The organism is Comamonas thiooxydans, assembly GCF_002157685.2.
In the GTDB taxonomy this organism is placed as follows: Bacteria; Pseudomonadota; Gammaproteobacteria; order Burkholderiales; family Burkholderiaceae_C; genus Comamonas; species Comamonas testosteroni_H.
In genome coordinates this window covers 3,058,047-3,074,621 of the sequence record NZ_AP026738.1, presented here as the reverse complement: position 1 = coordinate 3,074,621, position 16,575 = coordinate 3,058,047, and the positions used below count along the sequence as shown (strand labels likewise).

15 protein-coding genes and 1 pseudogene are annotated in these 16,575 nt (G+C 61.4%); 10 read left to right on the top strand and 6 right to left on the bottom strand.

All coding sequences use genetic code 11. The annotated features are described in order from the left end of the window. Window positions 1-45: 45 nt before the first annotated feature. Window positions 46-726, bottom strand: a pseudogene (locus tag CTR2_RS14085) (LysE family translocator); the annotation flags it as partial. A gap of 175 nt (window positions 727-901) precedes the next feature. On the opposite strand from CTR2_RS14085, the gene CTR2_RS14080 reads away from it, so the two are divergent. Then, the gene (locus CTR2_RS14080) at window positions 902-1,801 is read left to right on the top strand and encodes a LysR substrate-binding domain-containing protein (protein ID WP_087083253.1); all 900 of its coding nucleotides are present in this window, start codon (window positions 902-904) and stop codon (window positions 1,799-1,801) included. Window positions 1,802-1,825: 24 nt separating this feature from the next. Here CTR2_RS14080 and CTR2_RS14075 read toward each other — a convergent pair whose 3' ends face one another. Beyond that, window positions 1,826-3,070, bottom strand: a complete 1,245-nt coding sequence (locus tag CTR2_RS14075) for an alpha/beta fold hydrolase (RefSeq protein WP_176391642.1) — start codon at window positions 3,068-3,070, stop codon at window positions 1,826-1,828. 160 nt (window positions 3,071-3,230) lie between these two features. Between CTR2_RS14075 and CTR2_RS14070 the strand changes: the two genes are divergently transcribed. Together CTR2_RS14070 and CTR2_RS14065 are read left to right on the top strand one after the other, a co-directional pair. Continuing rightward, window positions 3,231-3,722, top strand: a complete 492-nt coding sequence (locus tag CTR2_RS14070) for a DUF6882 domain-containing protein (protein ID WP_087083256.1) — start codon at window positions 3,231-3,233, stop codon at window positions 3,720-3,722. Window positions 3,723-3,803: 81 nt separating this feature from the next. Next, on the top strand, window positions 3,804-3,953 hold the full coding sequence (locus CTR2_RS14065) for a hypothetical protein (RefSeq protein ID WP_003064948.1): 150 nt from the start codon (window positions 3,804-3,806) through the stop codon (window positions 3,951-3,953). A 46-nt stretch (window positions 3,954-3,999) separates the two neighbouring features. On the opposite strand, the gene CTR2_RS14060 is transcribed toward CTR2_RS14065, so the two are convergent. Beyond that, on the bottom strand, window positions 4,000-4,596 hold the full coding sequence (locus tag CTR2_RS14060; protein WP_087083258.1) for an IMPACT family protein: 597 nt from the start codon (window positions 4,594-4,596) through the stop codon (window positions 4,000-4,002). 176 nt (window positions 4,597-4,772) lie between these two features. On the opposite strand from CTR2_RS14060, the gene CTR2_RS14055 reads away from it, so the two are divergent. The 6 genes from CTR2_RS14055 (at window position 4,773) to CTR2_RS14030 (ending at window position 11,510) form a co-directional block, all read left to right on the top strand. Beyond that, window positions 4,773-4,940, top strand: coding sequence for a hypothetical protein (locus CTR2_RS14055; protein WP_003064951.1), 168 nt, complete (start codon window positions 4,773-4,775; stop codon window positions 4,938-4,940). A gap of 121 nt (window positions 4,941-5,061) precedes the next feature. After that, on the top strand, window positions 5,062-5,946 hold the full coding sequence (locus CTR2_RS14050) for a helix-turn-helix transcriptional regulator (RefSeq protein ID WP_087083261.1): 885 nt from the start codon (window positions 5,062-5,064) through the stop codon (window positions 5,944-5,946). A 187-nt stretch (window positions 5,947-6,133) separates the two neighbouring features. Next, window positions 6,134-7,831 (top strand): FAD-dependent monooxygenase, encoded by a 1,698-nt coding sequence (locus tag CTR2_RS14045; RefSeq protein WP_087083263.1) that lies wholly within the window; start codon window positions 6,134-6,136, stop codon window positions 7,829-7,831. Between the two features lie 12 nt (window positions 7,832-7,843). Continuing rightward, window positions 7,844-8,032 (top strand): DUF2783 domain-containing protein, encoded by a 189-nt coding sequence (locus CTR2_RS14040; protein WP_087083265.1) that lies wholly within the window; start codon window positions 7,844-7,846, stop codon window positions 8,030-8,032. A gap of 215 nt (window positions 8,033-8,247) precedes the next feature. Continuing rightward, window positions 8,248-8,787, top strand: a complete 540-nt coding sequence (locus CTR2_RS14035; protein WP_087083267.1) for a PepSY domain-containing protein — start codon at window positions 8,248-8,250, stop codon at window positions 8,785-8,787. A 236-nt stretch (window positions 8,788-9,023) separates the two neighbouring features. Beyond that, window positions 9,024-11,510: a YgiQ family radical SAM protein gene (locus tag CTR2_RS14030; protein WP_087083269.1), complete on the top strand. Its 2,487-nt coding sequence runs from the start codon at window positions 9,024-9,026 to the stop codon at window positions 11,508-11,510. Between the two features lie 73 nt (window positions 11,511-11,583). On the opposite strand, the gene CTR2_RS14025 is transcribed toward CTR2_RS14030, so the two are convergent. The 3 genes from CTR2_RS14025 to CTR2_RS14015 form a co-directional block, all read right to left on the bottom strand. Further along, complete coding sequence (locus CTR2_RS14025) at window positions 11,584-14,058, bottom strand: putative bifunctional diguanylate cyclase/phosphodiesterase (RefSeq protein WP_087083271.1); 2,475 nt, start codon at window positions 14,056-14,058, stop codon at window positions 11,584-11,586. A gap of 297 nt (window positions 14,059-14,355) precedes the next feature. Continuing rightward, on the bottom strand, window positions 14,356-14,916 hold the full coding sequence (locus CTR2_RS14020; RefSeq protein ID WP_087083273.1) for an NUDIX hydrolase: 561 nt from the start codon (window positions 14,914-14,916) through the stop codon (window positions 14,356-14,358). 134 nt (window positions 14,917-15,050) lie between these two features. Beyond that, window positions 15,051-15,746 (bottom strand): fumarylacetoacetate hydrolase family protein, encoded by a 696-nt coding sequence (locus tag CTR2_RS14015; protein WP_087084589.1) that lies wholly within the window; start codon window positions 15,744-15,746, stop codon window positions 15,051-15,053. A gap of 162 nt (window positions 15,747-15,908) precedes the next feature. Here CTR2_RS14015 and maiA point away from each other — a divergent pair, with 162 nt between their 5' ends. After that, the gene (maiA, locus tag CTR2_RS14010; protein ID WP_087084590.1) at window positions 15,909-16,574 is read left to right on the top strand and encodes a maleylacetoacetate isomerase; all 666 of its coding nucleotides are present in this window, start codon (window positions 15,909-15,911) and stop codon (window positions 16,572-16,574) included. Window position 16,575 lies beyond the last annotated feature (1 nt).

Here is a 16,575-nt window from a genome sequence, read left to right as displayed (position 1 = left end):
GATGCTGCTATTGCGGCCACTGGGCTTGTCGGGCTTTTCATATCGGATGCTGGCATTCATCAGATTCGACGTAGCCGGTGTGCCGGTGGCGATCAGCAGCAGGCCCAGGACGAGCAGCACGCAGCCCAGACTGCGATCTACCCAGGGACGTATGGCTTGAACCTTGGGCTGCAGCACTGGAGCCGAGAAAAAACAGGCTACCAGCGCAAACCACAGCACGTGGGCCATGGCGACGAAAAAGCCATAGGCCAACTGGGTCGGCATGGGCACGGCAGGACCGACGATTTGCATGAACAGGCTGAGGATGAAGAGCGCTGTCTTGGGGTTGAGTGCATTGGTCAGAAAGCCCAGTACAAAAAGCGAGCGGCCCGGCGCATGGCCTTTGCGTGCATTGCGCTGGCCTGGTCCGGCACTGGACCGGGACTCTGGCCGATCGCCATTTGCACGGCTGGCGCCGCGCCAGAGAGAAATTCCGAGCCATACCAGATAGGCTGCGCCCGCATATTTGAGCAGATTGAAAAGCCAGGGCAGGCGTTGCAGGACCATGCCCAGTCCCAGCAGGGTGTAGGCCACATGGATCAGAACGCCACAGCCGATGCCCAGCGCCACCCAGAGACCCGCACGGCGCGATTCCATCAGGCTGGTACGGGTGACCATGGCGAAGTCGGCGCCGGGGCTGATGACGGCGAGAGAGGTAACGAGAATCACGGTAGGCCAGGCGTTCATGCAGTGTATTGGTTGAGTTCAAATATCTGTTTGTGAGATGGTTCCGTTGCACGAGAATGGCAAGCAGTGCTCTATAGGTATGAACTCTAGGGCGGTCAAGGTTTTTTGAATAACGATGATTTCTCAAGAAAATAGTGATTCAAACTCACATATTTCTGCTGGCAGTCCACAACGGATGCCTTCGCTGGTCGCTTTGCGCTGTTTTGAAGCGGCAGCGCGGCTGGAGAGCTTTAGCCGCGCTGCCGATGAGCTGCACCTGACCCATGGAGCCATCAGCCGCGCGGTGCGCTCGGTGGAGGAAGAGTTGGGGGCGCAGCTGTTTGAGCGCCGCAATCGCCGTGTCTTTCTCAATGCAGCGGGGAGGCTGTTGTTCGACGGGGTGCATGCCGGTCTTGGCCAGATGGCACGTGCGGCCGAAGCGGTGCGGCAGCGGGTGGCAGGCAGGCCGCTGCTGCTGTCCTGCGAGCCCACGCTGCTGATGCGCTGGCTGATTCCGCGTTGGGGTGACTTCCAGGCGCGCTACCCGCAGCACACCGTGCATCTGGTTGCGGGCGGCGGTGCCGTGGAATGGGGGCGCGGCATCGATCTGGCCATTCGGCGCAACGACTTTGACTGGGGAGCCCATGTCCAAATCCGGCCCTTGTGCGCAGAGCGCATGGGGCCGGTCTGCCATCCGGACAGTCTGGCGCAGTTCTTTGCGTTGCAGTCCGATGGCGGCCTTGCGCTTCGTGGCGATGCCACGCTCTTGCACAGCAAGACGCGTCCCAAGGCCTGGGGGGATTGGTGGAAAACGCGGCCAGATCAGCCTCCCACCCAGATCCGGCAGGCGCAAGCAGGAGGTGATCTGGTGCTTGAGCATTTCTACCTGAGCTTGCAGGCCGCAGCAGCGGGTCTGGGTGTAGCCATGGGACCGCAACTGCTGGTGGAGGACGATATTGCCGCCGGCCGGTTGGTGGCGCCGCTGGGCTTTGTACCCGATGGCTCGCAATACTGCCTGCTGGCCGTCCAGAGTTGGGGGGCGGGCTCGGTGCAGCAGCTTCTGGTCGACTGGATTCAGCAGCAGATGCAAGGCTGAACGCAGACGGATACCCCACGCGGTTCAGCGGAGGCCGAGCGTCTCTTGTTTTGCAACACAGTTGCCAGCAATCTTTTCCCCATTGAACAGCTTGCGTGCAAACAGGCGCGAGTTGGGGAAGGAGCTGTTGACGGTCTGCGAATGGTCCATGCCCGGGTAGGTGTGGGCTTCAACCACTGTGCCGGCTTCGCAGCTCTGCTCGGCCAGGTCCTGCTGAAATTTGGTCGGTGCGTCCCTGTCCGCGCCTCCTATGCCAAAGAACACGGGCGTGGCGATCTTCAGTGTGGGAAACTGGCCTTTGCTGAAAGGTTGAGCGTAGTAGCTCATGAAGTCTGACTTGAAGGTGTTGCTCCAGCTTAGCTGCTCTTTTTTCACCACATCGAACATTTGCTGCACACAGGTGGTTTCGGCGGCTTTCATGGCGCCAAGGCCTTTTTCGCTCAGTACCTGTTCGGCTGGCAAGCGGGGCTTGGACTGGTTGGCTACCGCCGCGATGTAAAGAATGTAGGCAATGGACGGGTCCGTGCTCTTCTGCTCGGCAGGGCTTGAGCGATAGGCGATCTTGCCGTCCTTGCTGGGTCTGCCGGAGTGGGGCGTGCCGGTGGCGATCGTACCCAGAATCTTCAACTCTGGGGCATAGTCTGGGGCAAAGCCAGCAGTTGCAAATGCGGCAGCCGCTCCTTGGGACTGGCCCACGATGACTATCTTGTTGCCGAGTGGGAGCTCTTTGGTGTTGAGCGTCGCGCGCAGGGAGTCCAGCGTGGCATAGGCCGCAGCTCGGCTGTGCAGATAGGCATGAGGGCCGGGCGTTCCCAGACCCTGGTAGTCGGTTGCGACAATGGCATAGCCCTCCTTGAGCCAGTTGTTGAGATATTGCGCATCGCGCTCCGAGCGTGGGTTGCGGGAGGGGGCGCAGCTGTCGCCGATGCCTACGGTGCCGTGCGCCCAGGCTATTACCGGCCAGCCACCGGCAGGCGGAAGCCCCCTGGGCAGAAAGATGGCTCCCGAGGTCGTGAGCTGAACCGCCTGGTCGTTGCCTGCCGCCGTTCCGTCGGTTGATGAGTACCAGATGGCATAGGCCTTGTCGGCATTTGCCAGGCTGAAGGCTGGGGCTAGTGGCTCAATGGCCAGCATTTGTCCCGCAGAGCCTGTCGTCATGTTGGAAGAAGCCTGGGTCTGCGCGAAGCCAGTCGGCCAGTTGGACAGAGTCAGCGTGCTCAGAGTGGCGATGGCTGCTGCGCGTCGCAGTCCTGTGGGTACGAGGGGCATAGTAGTCTCCATTGGTTGTGCGGCGGCCTCCAAGGGAGTGCCTGGACCAGTTTGCAGCTGGACTCTCGCCGGTTGAATCGTCCGAATGGAGTGGGTGTAAACACAGTGGCAGTCTGCTTATTGGCTGACAATGCGGTCTGTTGAAAAGCAATGGAACGCGATGAGCAACGACGCACATACCACCGACTGGACCGCCTGGAGCCGTGAGGCCGTTGAAATGATGCAGGCCCGCAATGCAGCATGGCCCCTGGAATTTGGCTTGCAGGGCAGCCCCAGCTACCGCTGGGATCTGGACCGCGCCCTGCTGGCGCTGGAAACTCCGCTGCATGAAGTGATCGCTACGGTCTGCCTTGTGGGAACCAGCAGCGAGCGGGAGGGCAGCTTTGTCTGGAGCTGGGCCAACGAAGCCATTCCCAAGCAGCATGGCGAAGCGCTGGAAGTCGTGCATGAGTTCGGCCGACAGAATCAGCTGGCATTGCTGACCACGGCCCGGATTCCCGGCGGCCGTCCCGAGGCCATGGAGTGCATGTGCATTGCCGCTCGCCTGCAGCGCGCCGTAGGTACCTTCATCGACCAGCAGGGCGATGTAACCCTGTATTTCACTTTGCTGCACCTGCAGGTGGCGGTTGAGCAGCAGCAGCCGGCCAATTGAAAGCTGCTACAGGATTGTTGACAGAATGCGGGCGGGGCCGCCTATAGACTGACGCCCTCAAAAATCTGAAAAGGTCACCCCATGAAAACGATGTTTGCTTTGGCAGCAGCCATGTTTGTGCTGAGCGGCTGTGCTGTCTATGACAGCCGTGGCGGATACTACGACGATGGCTACAAAAAGCCTCACCCCCACGGCTGCCCACCGGGCCAGGCCAAGAAGGGCAATTGCTGAAATTGCCAGCTCGGAAACCCGCCAAAGGCGGGTTTTTCTTTGTGATCTACAGCTCGTCCGGCTTGAGCCACCCAATGCGGCCCTGACCGTTTTCATTGAGAGCACTGACAAATTCGGCAGCGTCGGGCTCAGGCATCTGTAGCTTGAAGCTCACCAGACTGCCGTGATCGACTTCCAGCAATACAGCGCCTGCAGCGTCGGCCATGCGCCGCACCAGGCCCTCCAGCGGATAGGGAGCCGTGCATTGCAGGATCTGCATGCGCTGAATGGCGACTTTTTCGGCCTGCAGCAGTGCCTGTGCCACGGCGTCGGTATAGGCGCGTACCAAACCGCCGGCACCGAGCTTGACGCCGCCAAAATAGCGCACCACGGTGGCCAGCACACCCTCCAGGTCCTGATGGCGCAGCACATCCAGCATGGGACGGCCGGCCGTGCCACTGGGCTCGCCATCGTCCACGGCCGCAGATTGCCCACCCGCCAGCAAGGCCCAGCAGACATGGGCGGCGCCCGGGTGTTCGCGCCAGAGTGCGTCCACCACGGCCTGAGCGCTGGCCCTGTCCGTCATCGGCTGCACGCAGCCGATGAAGCGGCTTTTCTTGATGATCAGTTCACTGGAGACGGGAGCACGAATAGTCTGAGGCATAGCCGCGGCAGCATAACCGCAAAGTCAGGGCCGGGCAGCCTGGGCCGGGGGCAGCAGTTGTGACCCATCCATGACATGACGACGTGGCTTGTGGGGATTGCTCGACAGTGTCCTTAAGCCAATTCCTACAGTTTTGGCAAGCCTCGAGCCTTAAGCTTTGAGCAAAGGAGGCCGTCATGAACAATCCGCATCCACAGTCCCTGAGCGAACATACTTTTGGCCGTGAGCATTTCACGCCGCCTCCGCTGGCCCAGGAACTGGCAGAGCCCCAGGCTCTGCAGGCTGCGGCTCCCGAAGACGAATGGGAGCTGCTGCAGCGCATACGCAATGTGGGCGAGTGGTAGGGCGCCAGGGGACTGACCGCAATTTCTGCTTCAAGCCAAACCGGCCAGACCGGCCGCTCCTGAAAGGGACAGCCGGTTTTTCCTGCCCGCAGCCGCGCTGCAGCGGCGAGAATCGCAGCCCATGACTGCTAGCTCTGCGCCGTTTCCCGATTCTTCGCACTGGATGCTGTTGCCGGCTGCCGCGCAGGCAGCGCAGCTGCCCGTGGCTCTGGCCGATGTGACGGCCATGATGGAAAGAGTGGGGCGTAGCAGCAGCGACGCCGTGGCCGAGCAGATCCTGCAACTGCTGGGACGCCATGTGCCGCTGGCGCAGTGCACGATCTTCTCCTTCCAGGGCATGGCCAGGCCGCGTGTGGTGGGCATGGGCGACAGGGCGCGCACGGGGGCGCTGCCCATGATCTCCCAGGATTACAGCGAGCGCTTCTATCCGCTCGACGGTTCGCAGCGCGTGATGCAGGCCGAGTTGGCGCGCCTTGCCAGGGACCCGCATGCCAGGCCGCGCGTCTGGCTGCATCGCCAGGGGCCGCACGATGTGCAGCACCTCGAGTACCGCCATGTCTGCTATGAACTGCCGCGCATCGCCGAGCGGCTGTCGCTGCTGATGCTGCAGGAAAACGCGCGCTGGCTTTCCGTGAACCTGTATCGAGGCGAGGAGCATGGCTGCTTCGACGCTGCAGCCATTGCCCGGATCGAGGCCTTTGCACCCCTGGTCATGCAGGCCATGCGTCTGCATTACGCGGGGCAGACGCTGCAGGATGACCTGGTCGGGCTGGTGCTGGCGCGTCTGGCGCGGCGCTTTGAGCAACTGACGCCGCGCGATCTCGATGTGGTGCGGGCACTGGCCCAGGGCCTGGATGCCGATGCGCTGGCGCAGCGTCTGGGCATTACCGTCAGCAGCGCGCGCACCTATGTCAAACGTGTCTGCGCCAAGCTGGGCGTGCAGGGGCAGCGCGAGCTGTTTGCGCTGCTGATGGAGCCCGCTGAAGCTGTCGATGGTCAACTTTGATAGCTGCTTGTGACTGATCTGTAAAGGCTGGAGGCTGATTCGACTTGAATATCGGTTGCTGCTTGGTATTGTCTCCATCTGGTGACATCGGTCACTAGCTGCTTTTCTACACTGCACCTCAAGCCAGACCGCAAGGGGATGAAAGCGCACCGGTTTGACCACGACAGCGCCCCCAGGAGACAAGAATATGCATCAGCCATTTGCCGAGCCACGCCGCTCTATCTATTACCAGTACCAGGTGCATCAGCCCTGGCTTGCCTCTCGGCATCCGGGCGAGCAAAACCACCCCATCGTCATCGTCGGTACCGGCCCGGTGGGCCTGACCATGGCGCTGGAAATTGCCCGCCACGGCCAGCGCTGCGTGGTGCTGGAGTCCGAGCTGCAGGTGTCCGAAGGCAGCCGTGCCATCGTGTTCACGCGCCGCTCCATGGAAATCCTGCAGCAGGTGGGCGTGGCCCAGCGCGTGACGGAGACCGGACTGCCCTGGTGCTACGGCAACAGCATCTACCGCGGCCAGCGCGTGTTTCGCATGGAGAACGCACGTGCCGACGACGACCGCTTCTTTCCCATGATCAATCTGCAGCAGCAGTACCTGGAGGAATACCTGGTCGATGCAGTGCAGGCCAACCCGCTGATCGAGCTGCGCTGGGGCAACCGCGTGAACAAGGTCGAGCAGAAGGGCGAGCAGGTTTTGGTGGAAGTGGATACCCCAGAAGGCAGCTACGAGATGCGGGCCGACTGGCTGGTGGCCTGCGACGGCGCGCGCTCCGGGATTCGCACGGCCATGAATCTGCTGATGGAAGGCGCCTCCTACGAAGGCCGCTTCGTGATTGCCGATATCCGCATCGACCTGCCTCTGCCCACCGAGCGTCTCGCATTCTTCGATCCCACATGGAACCCGGGCAACACCATCCTCATGCACCGCGAGCCGCACGGCATCTGGCGTGTGGACTACCAGCTGCCTGCCGGCGAAGATCCCGAGGATGCGCTCAGGCCCGAGTCGCTGAAGGCGCGCATCGATGCGCAGCTGGAGATGATCGGCTTTGGCGGCACGCCCTGGGAGATGGACTGGAGTTCCGTCTACTCGGCCCGCGCGCTGACCCTGCCCGACTATGTGCATGGCCGTGTGATCTTTGCGGGCGATGCAGCCCATATGCTGCCCATCTTCGGCGTGCGCGGCGCCAACACCGGTTTTCAGGATGCCCAGGGCCTAGGCTGGCGTCTGGCACTCGTCGCCAAGGGGGCGGCCAGCGCCGCGCTGCTGCAAAGCTACAGCAGCGAGCGCGTGGGCGCGGCCCGCGAGATTGTGGAGGAGGCCGGCAAGAGCACGCGTTTCATGGCACCGCCCAGCAGAGGCTTCAGGCTGCTGCGCGATGCCGTGCTGTCCCTGTCGCTGAGCCAACCCTTTGTCGGCCCGCTCTACCACTGGCGCACCTCGCGCCCGCATGAGTACGGCAACTCGCCGCTCAATAGCATGGGCGACGACAATCTGCTGTTCAAGGCCGGCCCAGCCCATGGCGCGCCGCCCCTCAACGTGCGCTTTGCGCCGGACAGCTATCTGCTCGACCATCTGGGCGGCGGCTTCGATCTGCTGTATTTCACGAGCGACAAGGCGATTCCTGCCGAACTGCAAGCGGTCGTGGCCGTTATCAGAGCCCGCGGCATCGGCGTGCGCCTGATTGCCGTCAGCAGCCAGGCCGCAAGCGCGATACAGGGTGCCGATCTGGTGCTCGACGACAGCGAAGGCCGCTGCCGCGCCCGCTATGGCGTGATGGCCGATGGCGCCGCCTATCTGCTGCGCCCCGATCAACATGTCTGTGCGCGCTGGATGGCGCTGGACGCCAATCGCCTGCAAGCGGCATTCAAGGCGGCCCTGCCTGTCTGAGGAGAGATTCAAATGAACCCAACCACTCTTGATATCGCTGGTCTGGAAACCGTGTACGACCAGCTGGCTGTCGCCATCGATGCCGTGGGCGCGGACAAGTCCGAGCTGCTGCTGGTCAAGCTGGTGCTGCTGGCCGCCAATCAGCTCGGTGATGCCCGCCTGTTTGGCGAAATGATTGCGGCTGCCCAGCAAGATCTGTAGGCAAAAGGCTTGTCCGTGACAGTCAGCCCGCCCCGCCCAGGCTCGTTCCTGGCGGGTTTTCAGCGTACTGACTCTCGGATTTCATAGCGAATAATCATTGCCTATCAATAGTTTGAGATGAATTCTCCACAAGTCGATATGGCTTGATATCCGACAAGGCCGTGCCACGGAATCGAGGCAGACTGGAGCCATTGCCACTGTAGGAGGATTGGTCCATGAGATTGCGTCCCAGCACCTTGCTGCTATCTGCAGCCCTGAGCCTGAGTGGATTGAGTGCGGCTCCGGCCCTGGCCAAGTCGGCTGCCGAATGGCTGGCCTTGACAGGCGCCGTGCAGATCGGCTTGAACCAGGCCGTCGAAAAAGCCCAGGCCGTTGCTCCCGGAAAAGCGATCGATGTCGAGCTGGAAGAGGGTAAAAAAGGCGCTGTGCCTTATTACTCGGTCACCCTGATCTCACCCGTGAATGAGGAAATCAAGCTGCGCGTGAATGCCAGCACGGGCGATGCCGCAGTGGAGGAGAACAAGGGCCGGGCCGAGGGCAAGCATGCCAAGCGCCTGGCCGATGCCCGGATCACGTTGGTCCAGGCCGTCGATGCCGCTATTGCCGCCTTGCCTGGCAAGCCGCTGGAGGCCCAGCTGGATTCGGACTGGGGCAAGACCAGCTACAAGGTCAAGATGCTGCGCGCCGATCAGACGGTCATGAAGCTCAGGCTTGATCCTGCCACCGGCGCTGTGACGAGGCAGGAAAAGGACTGAGTCGGCGCGTTATCTGGATTTTGGTGCTATGAAGAAGTGAGTGTCTGGCGCTTGTATTTCAATGATTTAAGGTGTGTTATGCATCGAATTTCAATGAATTAAAGCGCTGGATGCTATGAAGTTCAGAGTTCAACCCTGTTTCTGCAAGACCTTGCTCGTGCAAGGCTGAGGGCGGAAAAGTACACTGACGGGTTGTTTCTCCGAATAGGCCATGAGGCCATATAAAGCCCATCCACATGAACGCCCCGGTTGATGTTTCCTTTTTCCACCGCGATGCCAAGCCGCTGACCAGCTACAAGCCGTACTGGGCCAAGCGCTTCGGCCCGGCACCGTTCCTGCCCATGAGCCGTGCGGAGATGGATCAGCTCGGCTGGGACAGCTGCGACATCATTCTGGTCACGGGCGATGCCTATGTGGATCACCCCAGCTTCGGCATGGCGGTCATCGGCCGCGTGCTGGAGGCGCAGGGCTTTCGCGTGGGCATCATCGCCCAGCCCGACTGGACCAGCGCCGAGGCCTTCAAGGCCCTGGGCAAGCCCAATCTGTTCTGGGGCGTGACGGCTGGCAACATGGACTCGATGATCAACCGTTACACGGCTGATCGCAAGATTCGCAGCGACGATGCCTATACCCCCGGCGATGTGGCCGGCAAGCGCCCCGATCGCGCGGCCATCGTCTACTGCCAGCGCTGCCGCGAGGCCTACAAGGATGTGCCCATCGTGCTGGGCGGCATCGAGGGCTCGCTGCGTCGCATTGCCCACTACGACTACTGGAGCGACAAGGTGCGCCGCTCCATCGTGGTGGACAGCAAGTGCGACATCCTGCTCTACGGCAATGCAGAACGTGCCCTGGTCGAAGTGGCACACCGCATCGCGGCACGCGAGCCGGTGGAGCAGATCACCGATGTGCGTGGCACTTCGTTCTTCCGCCGAGCTTCGGAGCAGGGCTGGTTCGAGGTCGATTCCACCACGGTGGACGAGCCCGGCGAAGTCGAGCCCCATATCAACCCCTATATGACGACCAGCGAGCAGGCCGAGGCCCAGGGCCAGAGCTGCTCCAAGGAAGAGGCCGCGAAATCGGAAGCGGACGGCACCAGTGACGGCGCATCGGTAGCCAAGGTCCAGCCTATCCAGTTCGTGCCCAATCTCTCGCTGCGCAGCAAGTCCAAGCTGCCTGCGCGCGAGCGCACCGTGTTGCGCTTGCCCAGCTACGAAGAGGTCAAGAGCGATCCGATTCTGTACGCCCACGCCAATCGCGTTCTGCATCTGGAGACCAACCCCGGCAACGCCCGTGCGCTGGTCCAGGCCCATGGCGAGGGGACCACGGCCCGCGATGTGTGGATGAACCCGCCGCCCATTCCTCTCACAACGGCCGAAATGGACTGGGTTTTCGGTCTGCCGTACGCGCGCAGCCCGCATCCCGCCTATGCCGACGAAAGCGGCAGCCATGAGGGCGCCACCAAGATTCCGGCCTGGGAGATGATTCGCACCTCGGTGAACATCATGCGCGGCTGCTTCGGCGGCTGTACTTTCTGCTCCATCACCGAGCACGAAGGCCGCATCATCCAGAGCCGTTCCGAAGACTCCATCATCCAGGAGCTCGAAGAGATCCGCGACAAGGTCAAGGGCTTTACCGGCACCATCTCCGACTTGGGCGGGCCCACGGCCAATATGTACCGCCTGGGCTGCAAGAGCCCGCAGATCGAGGCTGCCTGCCGCAAGCCCAGCTGCGTCTTCCCCGGCATCTGCCAGAACCTGCACACCGATCACGGTCCGCTGATCAAGATCTACCGCCGCGCGCGCAAGCTGCCCGGCATCAAGAAGATTCTGATCGGCTCGGGTCTGCGCTACGACCTGGCCGTGAAGTCGCCCGAGTACGTCAAGGAACTGGTCCAGCACCATGTGGGCGGCTACCTCAAGATCGCCCCCGAGCACACCGAGCAAGGTCCGCTGACCAAGATGATGAAGCCAGGCATCGGCAGCTATGACAAGTTCAAGCAGCTGTTCGAGAAGTTCAGCGAAGAGGCCGGCAAGAAACAGTTTTTGATTCCCTACTTCATCGCCGCCCACCCCGGCACCAGCGATGAGGACATGATGAATCTGGCCATCTGGCTCAAGAAGAACGGCTTCCGTGCCGATCAGGTGCAGACCTTCTACCCGAGCCCCATGGCCACGGCCACCGCCATGTACCACAGCGGTCGCAATACGCTGACCAAGGTGCGCCGCCAGATGCGCGACGAGGCCGAGGAGCGCGTGGACATCGTGCGCGGTGAAAAGCGCCGCCGTCTGCACAAGGCTTTCCTGCGCTATCACGACCCGAACAACTGGCCGCTGCTGCGCGAGGCGCTCAAGACCATGGGGCGCGCCGATCTGATTGGCAACGGCAAGCAGCACCTGATCCCGACCTTCCAGCCCCTGGTTGACGGGAGCTATCAGAGTGCGCGAAAGAAGAACAGCACCTCGTCCAAGAGCGGTGGAGGCATCGGCTACACCACCAACAAGGAGGGCAAGGCTGTGGCCGTGCGACGCCGTAGCGAAGAGGCGAGCCTGGAGCCCAAGGGCGATGTGCGCTTCCGCAGCAGCCAGCCTCAACCGGGCAAGCTGCTGACCCAGCATACCGGCCTGCCGCCGCGCGCGGGTGTGACTGGCAAGGCCAAGTCCGGTTTCAAAACTGCGGCGAGGCCCGCCAAGCCGGCAGGCCAGGGTTCGCGCAAGCCGCGCTGATGGTTGCAGCCTGACTGCCGCCGACAAAAAACGACGCTTAAGGCGTCGTTTTTTGTATTGGCGTGCGCTGCTGTCAGCCCATGGCCAGAGCCCCGCACCACTGCGGCAATTGGTTTTCCTGCGTGGGGGTAAAGTATTCGGCGGTCATGGGTTTGGGGCGGGCGATGGCGTAGCCCTGCACATAATCCACGCCCATGGTCATGAGTTCTTCGGCGATCTCGCGGCTCTCGACGAACTCGGCAATGGTCTTTTTGCCCAGTGTCTGGCCGATGCGATTGATCATCTCCACCATGGCGTGGTCTCCCTTGTCCTTGAGCATGTCACGTACAAAGCCGCCGTCGATCTTGAGGTAGTCGACGGGCAACTGCTTCAGATAGGTCAGCGACGACATGCCGACACCGAAGTCGTCCAGGGCAAAACGGCAACCCAGGGCGCGCAGCGACTGAATCAGCCGTGTGGCGTTGCTGAGGTTGCCAATGGCGCTGGTTTCGGTGATTTCGAAGCATAGCTTTTGCGGTGCAATTCCGTGCTGCTGCAACTGCTCCTTCACAAATTCCAGCAGGCCGTCGTCGTCCAGGCTGGGACCGGAGAGATTGATGGCGCAGGTTTCCACCAGCTTGGCGTGTCCGGGCTGCTGCGCCAGTGTCTGCAGGGCCCTAGTGATCACCCAGCGGTCAAGCGATGGCATCAGGCCGTAGCGCTCGGCGGCGGGTATGTAATGGCCGGGGGCCAGGATCTGGCCGTTTTCATCGCGCAGGCGCAGCAGGACTTCGAAGTGCATGCCGCTGTGCCGGCTGTGCTTGCGGGCCTGCAGCGGTGCAATGCTCTGGGCATAGAGGCAGAAGCGGTCTTCGTCCAGTGCGGTACGAATGCGTGTGGCCCATTCCATCTCGCTGACATAGCGGCTGTAGATTCCGTCCTCGGCCTTGTAGAAAAAGACCTTGTTGCGCCCGCGCTCCTTGGCCTGATAGCAGGCCATATCGACCATGCGCAGCAGGTCGGAGGCATTGACCGCATCACCGGGAACATGCACGGCACCGATCGAAAAACCGGTGCGCAATATCTTCTCTCCCCAGGTGGTTTGCAGTTGCTGGGCTGCTAGGCGCAGCTTCTCGGCAATGCTCGCGACGTTGGAAGGAGGGCAGTTCTCCAGCAGCACGGCAAATTCGTCACCGCCCATGCGCGCCAGGCAATCGGTTTCGCGCAGATTGGCCTGCAACATGCGAGAGACTTCACACAGCACCTCATCACCAGCGGCATGGCCGCTGGTTTCGTTGATGAGCTTGAACTGGTCCAGGTCGATGTAGAGAAGAGCGTAGGGCTTGACCTGGTGCAGACCCTGGGTCAGCATTTTTTGCAGCCGCCGCTCGAATTCCCCGCGATTTTCCAGACCCGTCAGCGTGTCATGGCGTGCATTCCAGGAAATTTGGTCCATGTACTGCTGCTCGCGCGACACATCGCGCAGCACGAACACCGCCCCCGATGCCTGGGCATCGCGCTGCATGGCGGAGCCCAGCACCTTGACCGGCACGATGCTGTGGTCGGTGCGGCGAACCCAGTGCGTTTGCTCGTCGCGCACGACGGTGGTTTCTTTGGTGTCATTGACAAGCTGTGCGAGCAGGCCTTCGCTGGTGATGGAGGCGTCCATGGTGTAGAACTGCAGCACCTGCTTGATGGGCTTGTCCAGATAGCTTTGCTTTTGCAGACCCAGCAGGCCTATGGCGGCGGGGTTGACATAGTTGACCATGCCCTTGGCATTGGTGGTGATGACCGCATCGCTGAGCGCTGCCAGCGTGGTCTCCGCGCGCTCTTTTTCGCTGTTGAGGCCGTCTTGAACCTGCTCTCGCAGCAGGATCAGGCGCCAGGTATTCCAGACCCACAGGCCCACCAGGCCAATGGCCAGGGCGCCGTTGAGGGCGAGCAGCAGCCAGACGATGTTGCGCGAGCTTTCGCCCAGAGAGTCGCTGAAGGCCCTGGTCAGGGCCGTCACGCCCTGGTTGATCAGGTCGATCTCGCGCTTCCAGGTGGCAATGTTTTCGCGGCTGATGTTGCCGACCTCGTATCCATGCCGGATTTCCTGGGCCAGCGTATCGAGCTGATTCAGGTATTCGTCACCCATCTTCCAGTACGCGACGGGCTCCTGCACCCAGCTGAAATAGCGGAATGTGCGCAGCAGCCAGATGAGGGAGCTGACATCATCAGGGTGGTTTTGGCCTTGCTCTATGCCTTTGCGCGCCAGGTCCAGGCGCAGGGGCTTGTCGTAGAGGGCAATGCGTGCCTCGGCATCGCCACGCGGCACTTGCAAGGCCCGCTGGTAATGGGCGAAGTCGATCGGGTTGCCTTCATCCGCGTAGCGGGAAAGCGAGTAAATCGCATCTTTCTGGGCCTTGGACCAGAGACTTTCTCCGTTGACGAAAGCTCGCACGGCGGAGAGCAGATAGAGGCTGCAGCTGGCGCTGAGCATCAGGATCAGTGCCAGGAGCGCAAAAGCCCAGACGCGCTGCAGCAACTGTTGAGACTTCAGTGTGGGGCTCAAAGATGCCTTCATGACGCCTCATCCAGTAAATTGACTGTAAATGCATGAGTCAGGGCATCAACAAGGCAGACTGGTATGAAACAGCCAGAAGGCAATGTGCCTGCTGACGATCAGAATACCGTCACGATGCCCGCTCTCATGGCTTGACCTTTCACGGTATTGCGTAGGAGGTATGTCAGATCACACGCAATTTGTATTTATTGGTAATTTTTAGCCTGTAGAAGTGAGTCTGGCGTCGGACAACTTCCTCTGTCCCCCCAAGACAGAGCGGTGTTTTCTGTGAGAAAGTGGGTAACCAATCTGGCAGATTCAGAGCAGGTCTATGCAGTGCACCTGCGGCTGCTCCAGCACGCCGGCCCTGCGGTCGGCAAAGAAGCGCTCCAGGGTGAGCTTGACGGTGCGAAACGCGATTTCTTCCCAGGGAATGTCTGCCTCGGCGAACAACTGGGCCTCCATGGTCTCGGGGCCGGGGTAGAACTGTGTGCTTCTGAGGCGGGCCAGATAGAAGAGATGGACCTGTCCTACCTGGGGCACGTTGATGAGACTGAACAGCCTGCCCAGCTCGATGTCGGCTCCGGCTTCCTCGTCGGTTTCGCGCTGGGCTCCGCGGCTGGTGGTTTCTGCCAGCTCCATGAAGCCTGCAGGTAGCGTCCATTTGCCGCGGCGCGGCTCGATATTGCGCTTGCACAGCAGCACGCGCCCGTCGTCCATCACGGGCAGGGTGCCGACCACATTGAGCGGGTTTTCATAGTGGATGGTGTGGCAGGCCGGACAAACGGCACGCTCGCGCGTATCCCCATCGTCAGGAACGCGGTAGGTGACTGCGGCGCCGCAATTGCGACAGAACTTGATGGGGCTGCGAAAAATCATTCCGCAACTATAAGCAAATCAGGCCGCTAGCGCGTGTACAACATGCGCAAACAGCTATGAAAAAGGGAGTCGCACCTTGCGGTGTGACTCCCCGAGTACCTGGCCGGCGCCAACGGCCTGTGCGCCAGGGATTCTTAGGCGATCTGGATCTTGATGGATTCAAGTCCGGTGACTGCGCCTTCCAGCACATCGCCCTTGACCACGGCGGCCACGCCCTCGGGGGTGCCGGTCATGATCAGGTCGCCGGGCTGCAGTTCCCAGGCGCTGGAGAGATGCTCAATGGTTTCGGCGATATTCCAGATCAGCTTGTGGATGTGGCTGCGCTGGCGATAGTCACCATTGACCTGCAGCGAAATCTCGGCGTTGACGATGTCTCCTGCCTGATCGACCGGCGTGATGGGGCCTATGGGGGCTGATTGCTCGAAAGCCTTGCCGATACACCAGGGGCGGCCTTGCTTCTTCATGTCGTTCTGCAGGTCGCGACGTGTCATGTCCAGACCCACGGCATAGCCGTAGATGTACTGCAGTGCATCGGCTGCCTTGATGTTCTTGCCTGCCTTGCCGATGGCAACGACCAGCTCGATCTCATGGTGCAGATTCTGGGTGAGCGTGGGATAGGCCACGGTGGTGGTGCTGGCGGCTTCCACTGCCACGGTCGCGTCCGCAGGCTTCATGAAGAAGAACGGCGGCTCGCGGCCGGTAAAGCCCATTTCCTTGGCGTGATCCTCATAGTTGCGGCCCACGCAGTAGATGCGGTGAATGGGAAAGCGCTCGCCGCGGCCCACAACAGGCAGGCTGGCAACGGCAGGGGGATTGAACACGTAACTCATGAAGTCCTCGGCAGGAACACGCGCTGAAATCAGCAATGGTTGATGTGGCAAGCAGTGTGCCACGATGCAGGCCCGGAGACGGCGTGGCAGATGACGGCTTTTACGTATTCCGGCCCTAGGGAAAATGCCAGTCCGTGCGGCTCGCGCTATGCTGCTCGCATCATGAAGCTGCATACCTATTTCCGTTCTTCCGCCTCTTATCGTGTGCGCATTGCGCTGCAACTCAAGGGGCTGTCCTATGACTCTGTGCCCGTGCATCTGGTGCGCGGCGAACAAAAGGCTGCGGCCTATGCCTCCCATGTGGGCGACACGCTGGTGCCTGCACTGGTGACGGACGAGGGGCACTGGCTCACGCAGTCCATGGCCATCATCGAATATCTCGATGAGACGCATGCTGAAACACCATTGCTGCCCAGAGATGCACTGGGCCGTGCCCATGTGCGCGCATTGGCGCAGATGGTGGCTTGTGAGATCCATCCGCTCAACAATCTGCGCGTGCTCAAGTATCTGGTGCATGAAATGGGTGCAAGCGATGAAGCCAAGACGGGCTGGTATGCGCACTGGGTGCGCTCCGGCCTGGAAGCTTTCGAGCGTCAACTGGCGCTGCTGGATGCCGAACGCATGGCTGATGGTTTGCCGCCCTCGGAGTTATGCTGGGGCGATGCGCCGACCCTGGCCGAATGCTGTCTGATTCCGCAGATCTTCAATGCCCAGCGCTTCAATGTGAATCTGGACGGACTTCCGCGTCTGATGGGCGTGGCGGAGCGCTGCAATGCGCTGCCGGCTTTCCAGCAGGCTCACCCTTCGGCCTGTCCGGATGCGGAGTGAA

Coding starts and splice junctions, on each gene's coding strand:
- CTR2_RS14080 (WP_087083253.1), top strand. CDS start 902: ATGCCTTCGCTGGTCGCTTTGCGCTGTTTTGAAGCGGCAGCGCGGCTG.
- CTR2_RS14075 (WP_176391642.1), bottom strand. CDS start 3,070: ATGCCCCTCGTACCCACAGGACTGCGACGCGCAGCAGCCATCGCCACT.
- CTR2_RS14070 (WP_087083256.1), top strand. CDS start 3,231: ATGAGCAACGACGCACATACCACCGACTGGACCGCCTGGAGCCGTGAG.
- CTR2_RS14065 (WP_003064948.1), top strand. CDS start 3,804: ATGAAAACGATGTTTGCTTTGGCAGCAGCCATGTTTGTGCTGAGCGGC.
- CTR2_RS14060 (WP_087083258.1), bottom strand. CDS start 4,596: ATGCCTCAGACTATTCGTGCTCCCGTCTCCAGTGAACTGATCATCAAG.
- CTR2_RS14055 (WP_003064951.1), top strand. CDS start 4,773: ATGAACAATCCGCATCCACAGTCCCTGAGCGAACATACTTTTGGCCGT.
- CTR2_RS14050 (WP_087083261.1), top strand. CDS start 5,062: ATGACTGCTAGCTCTGCGCCGTTTCCCGATTCTTCGCACTGGATGCTG.
- CTR2_RS14045 (WP_087083263.1), top strand. CDS start 6,134: ATGCATCAGCCATTTGCCGAGCCACGCCGCTCTATCTATTACCAGTAC.
- CTR2_RS14040 (WP_087083265.1), top strand. CDS start 7,844: ATGAACCCAACCACTCTTGATATCGCTGGTCTGGAAACCGTGTACGAC.
- CTR2_RS14035 (WP_087083267.1), top strand. CDS start 8,248: ATGAGATTGCGTCCCAGCACCTTGCTGCTATCTGCAGCCCTGAGCCTG.
- CTR2_RS14030 (WP_087083269.1), top strand. CDS start 9,024: ATGAACGCCCCGGTTGATGTTTCCTTTTTCCACCGCGATGCCAAGCCG.
- CTR2_RS14025 (WP_087083271.1), bottom strand. CDS start 14,058: ATGAAGGCATCTTTGAGCCCCACACTGAAGTCTCAACAGTTGCTGCAG.
- CTR2_RS14020 (WP_087083273.1), bottom strand. CDS start 14,916: ATGATTTTTCGCAGCCCCATCAAGTTCTGTCGCAATTGCGGCGCCGCA.
- CTR2_RS14015 (WP_087084589.1), bottom strand. CDS start 15,746: ATGAGTTACGTGTTCAATCCCCCTGCCGTTGCCAGCCTGCCTGTTGTG.
- maiA (WP_087084590.1), top strand. CDS start 15,909: ATGAAGCTGCATACCTATTTCCGTTCTTCCGCCTCTTATCGTGTGCGC.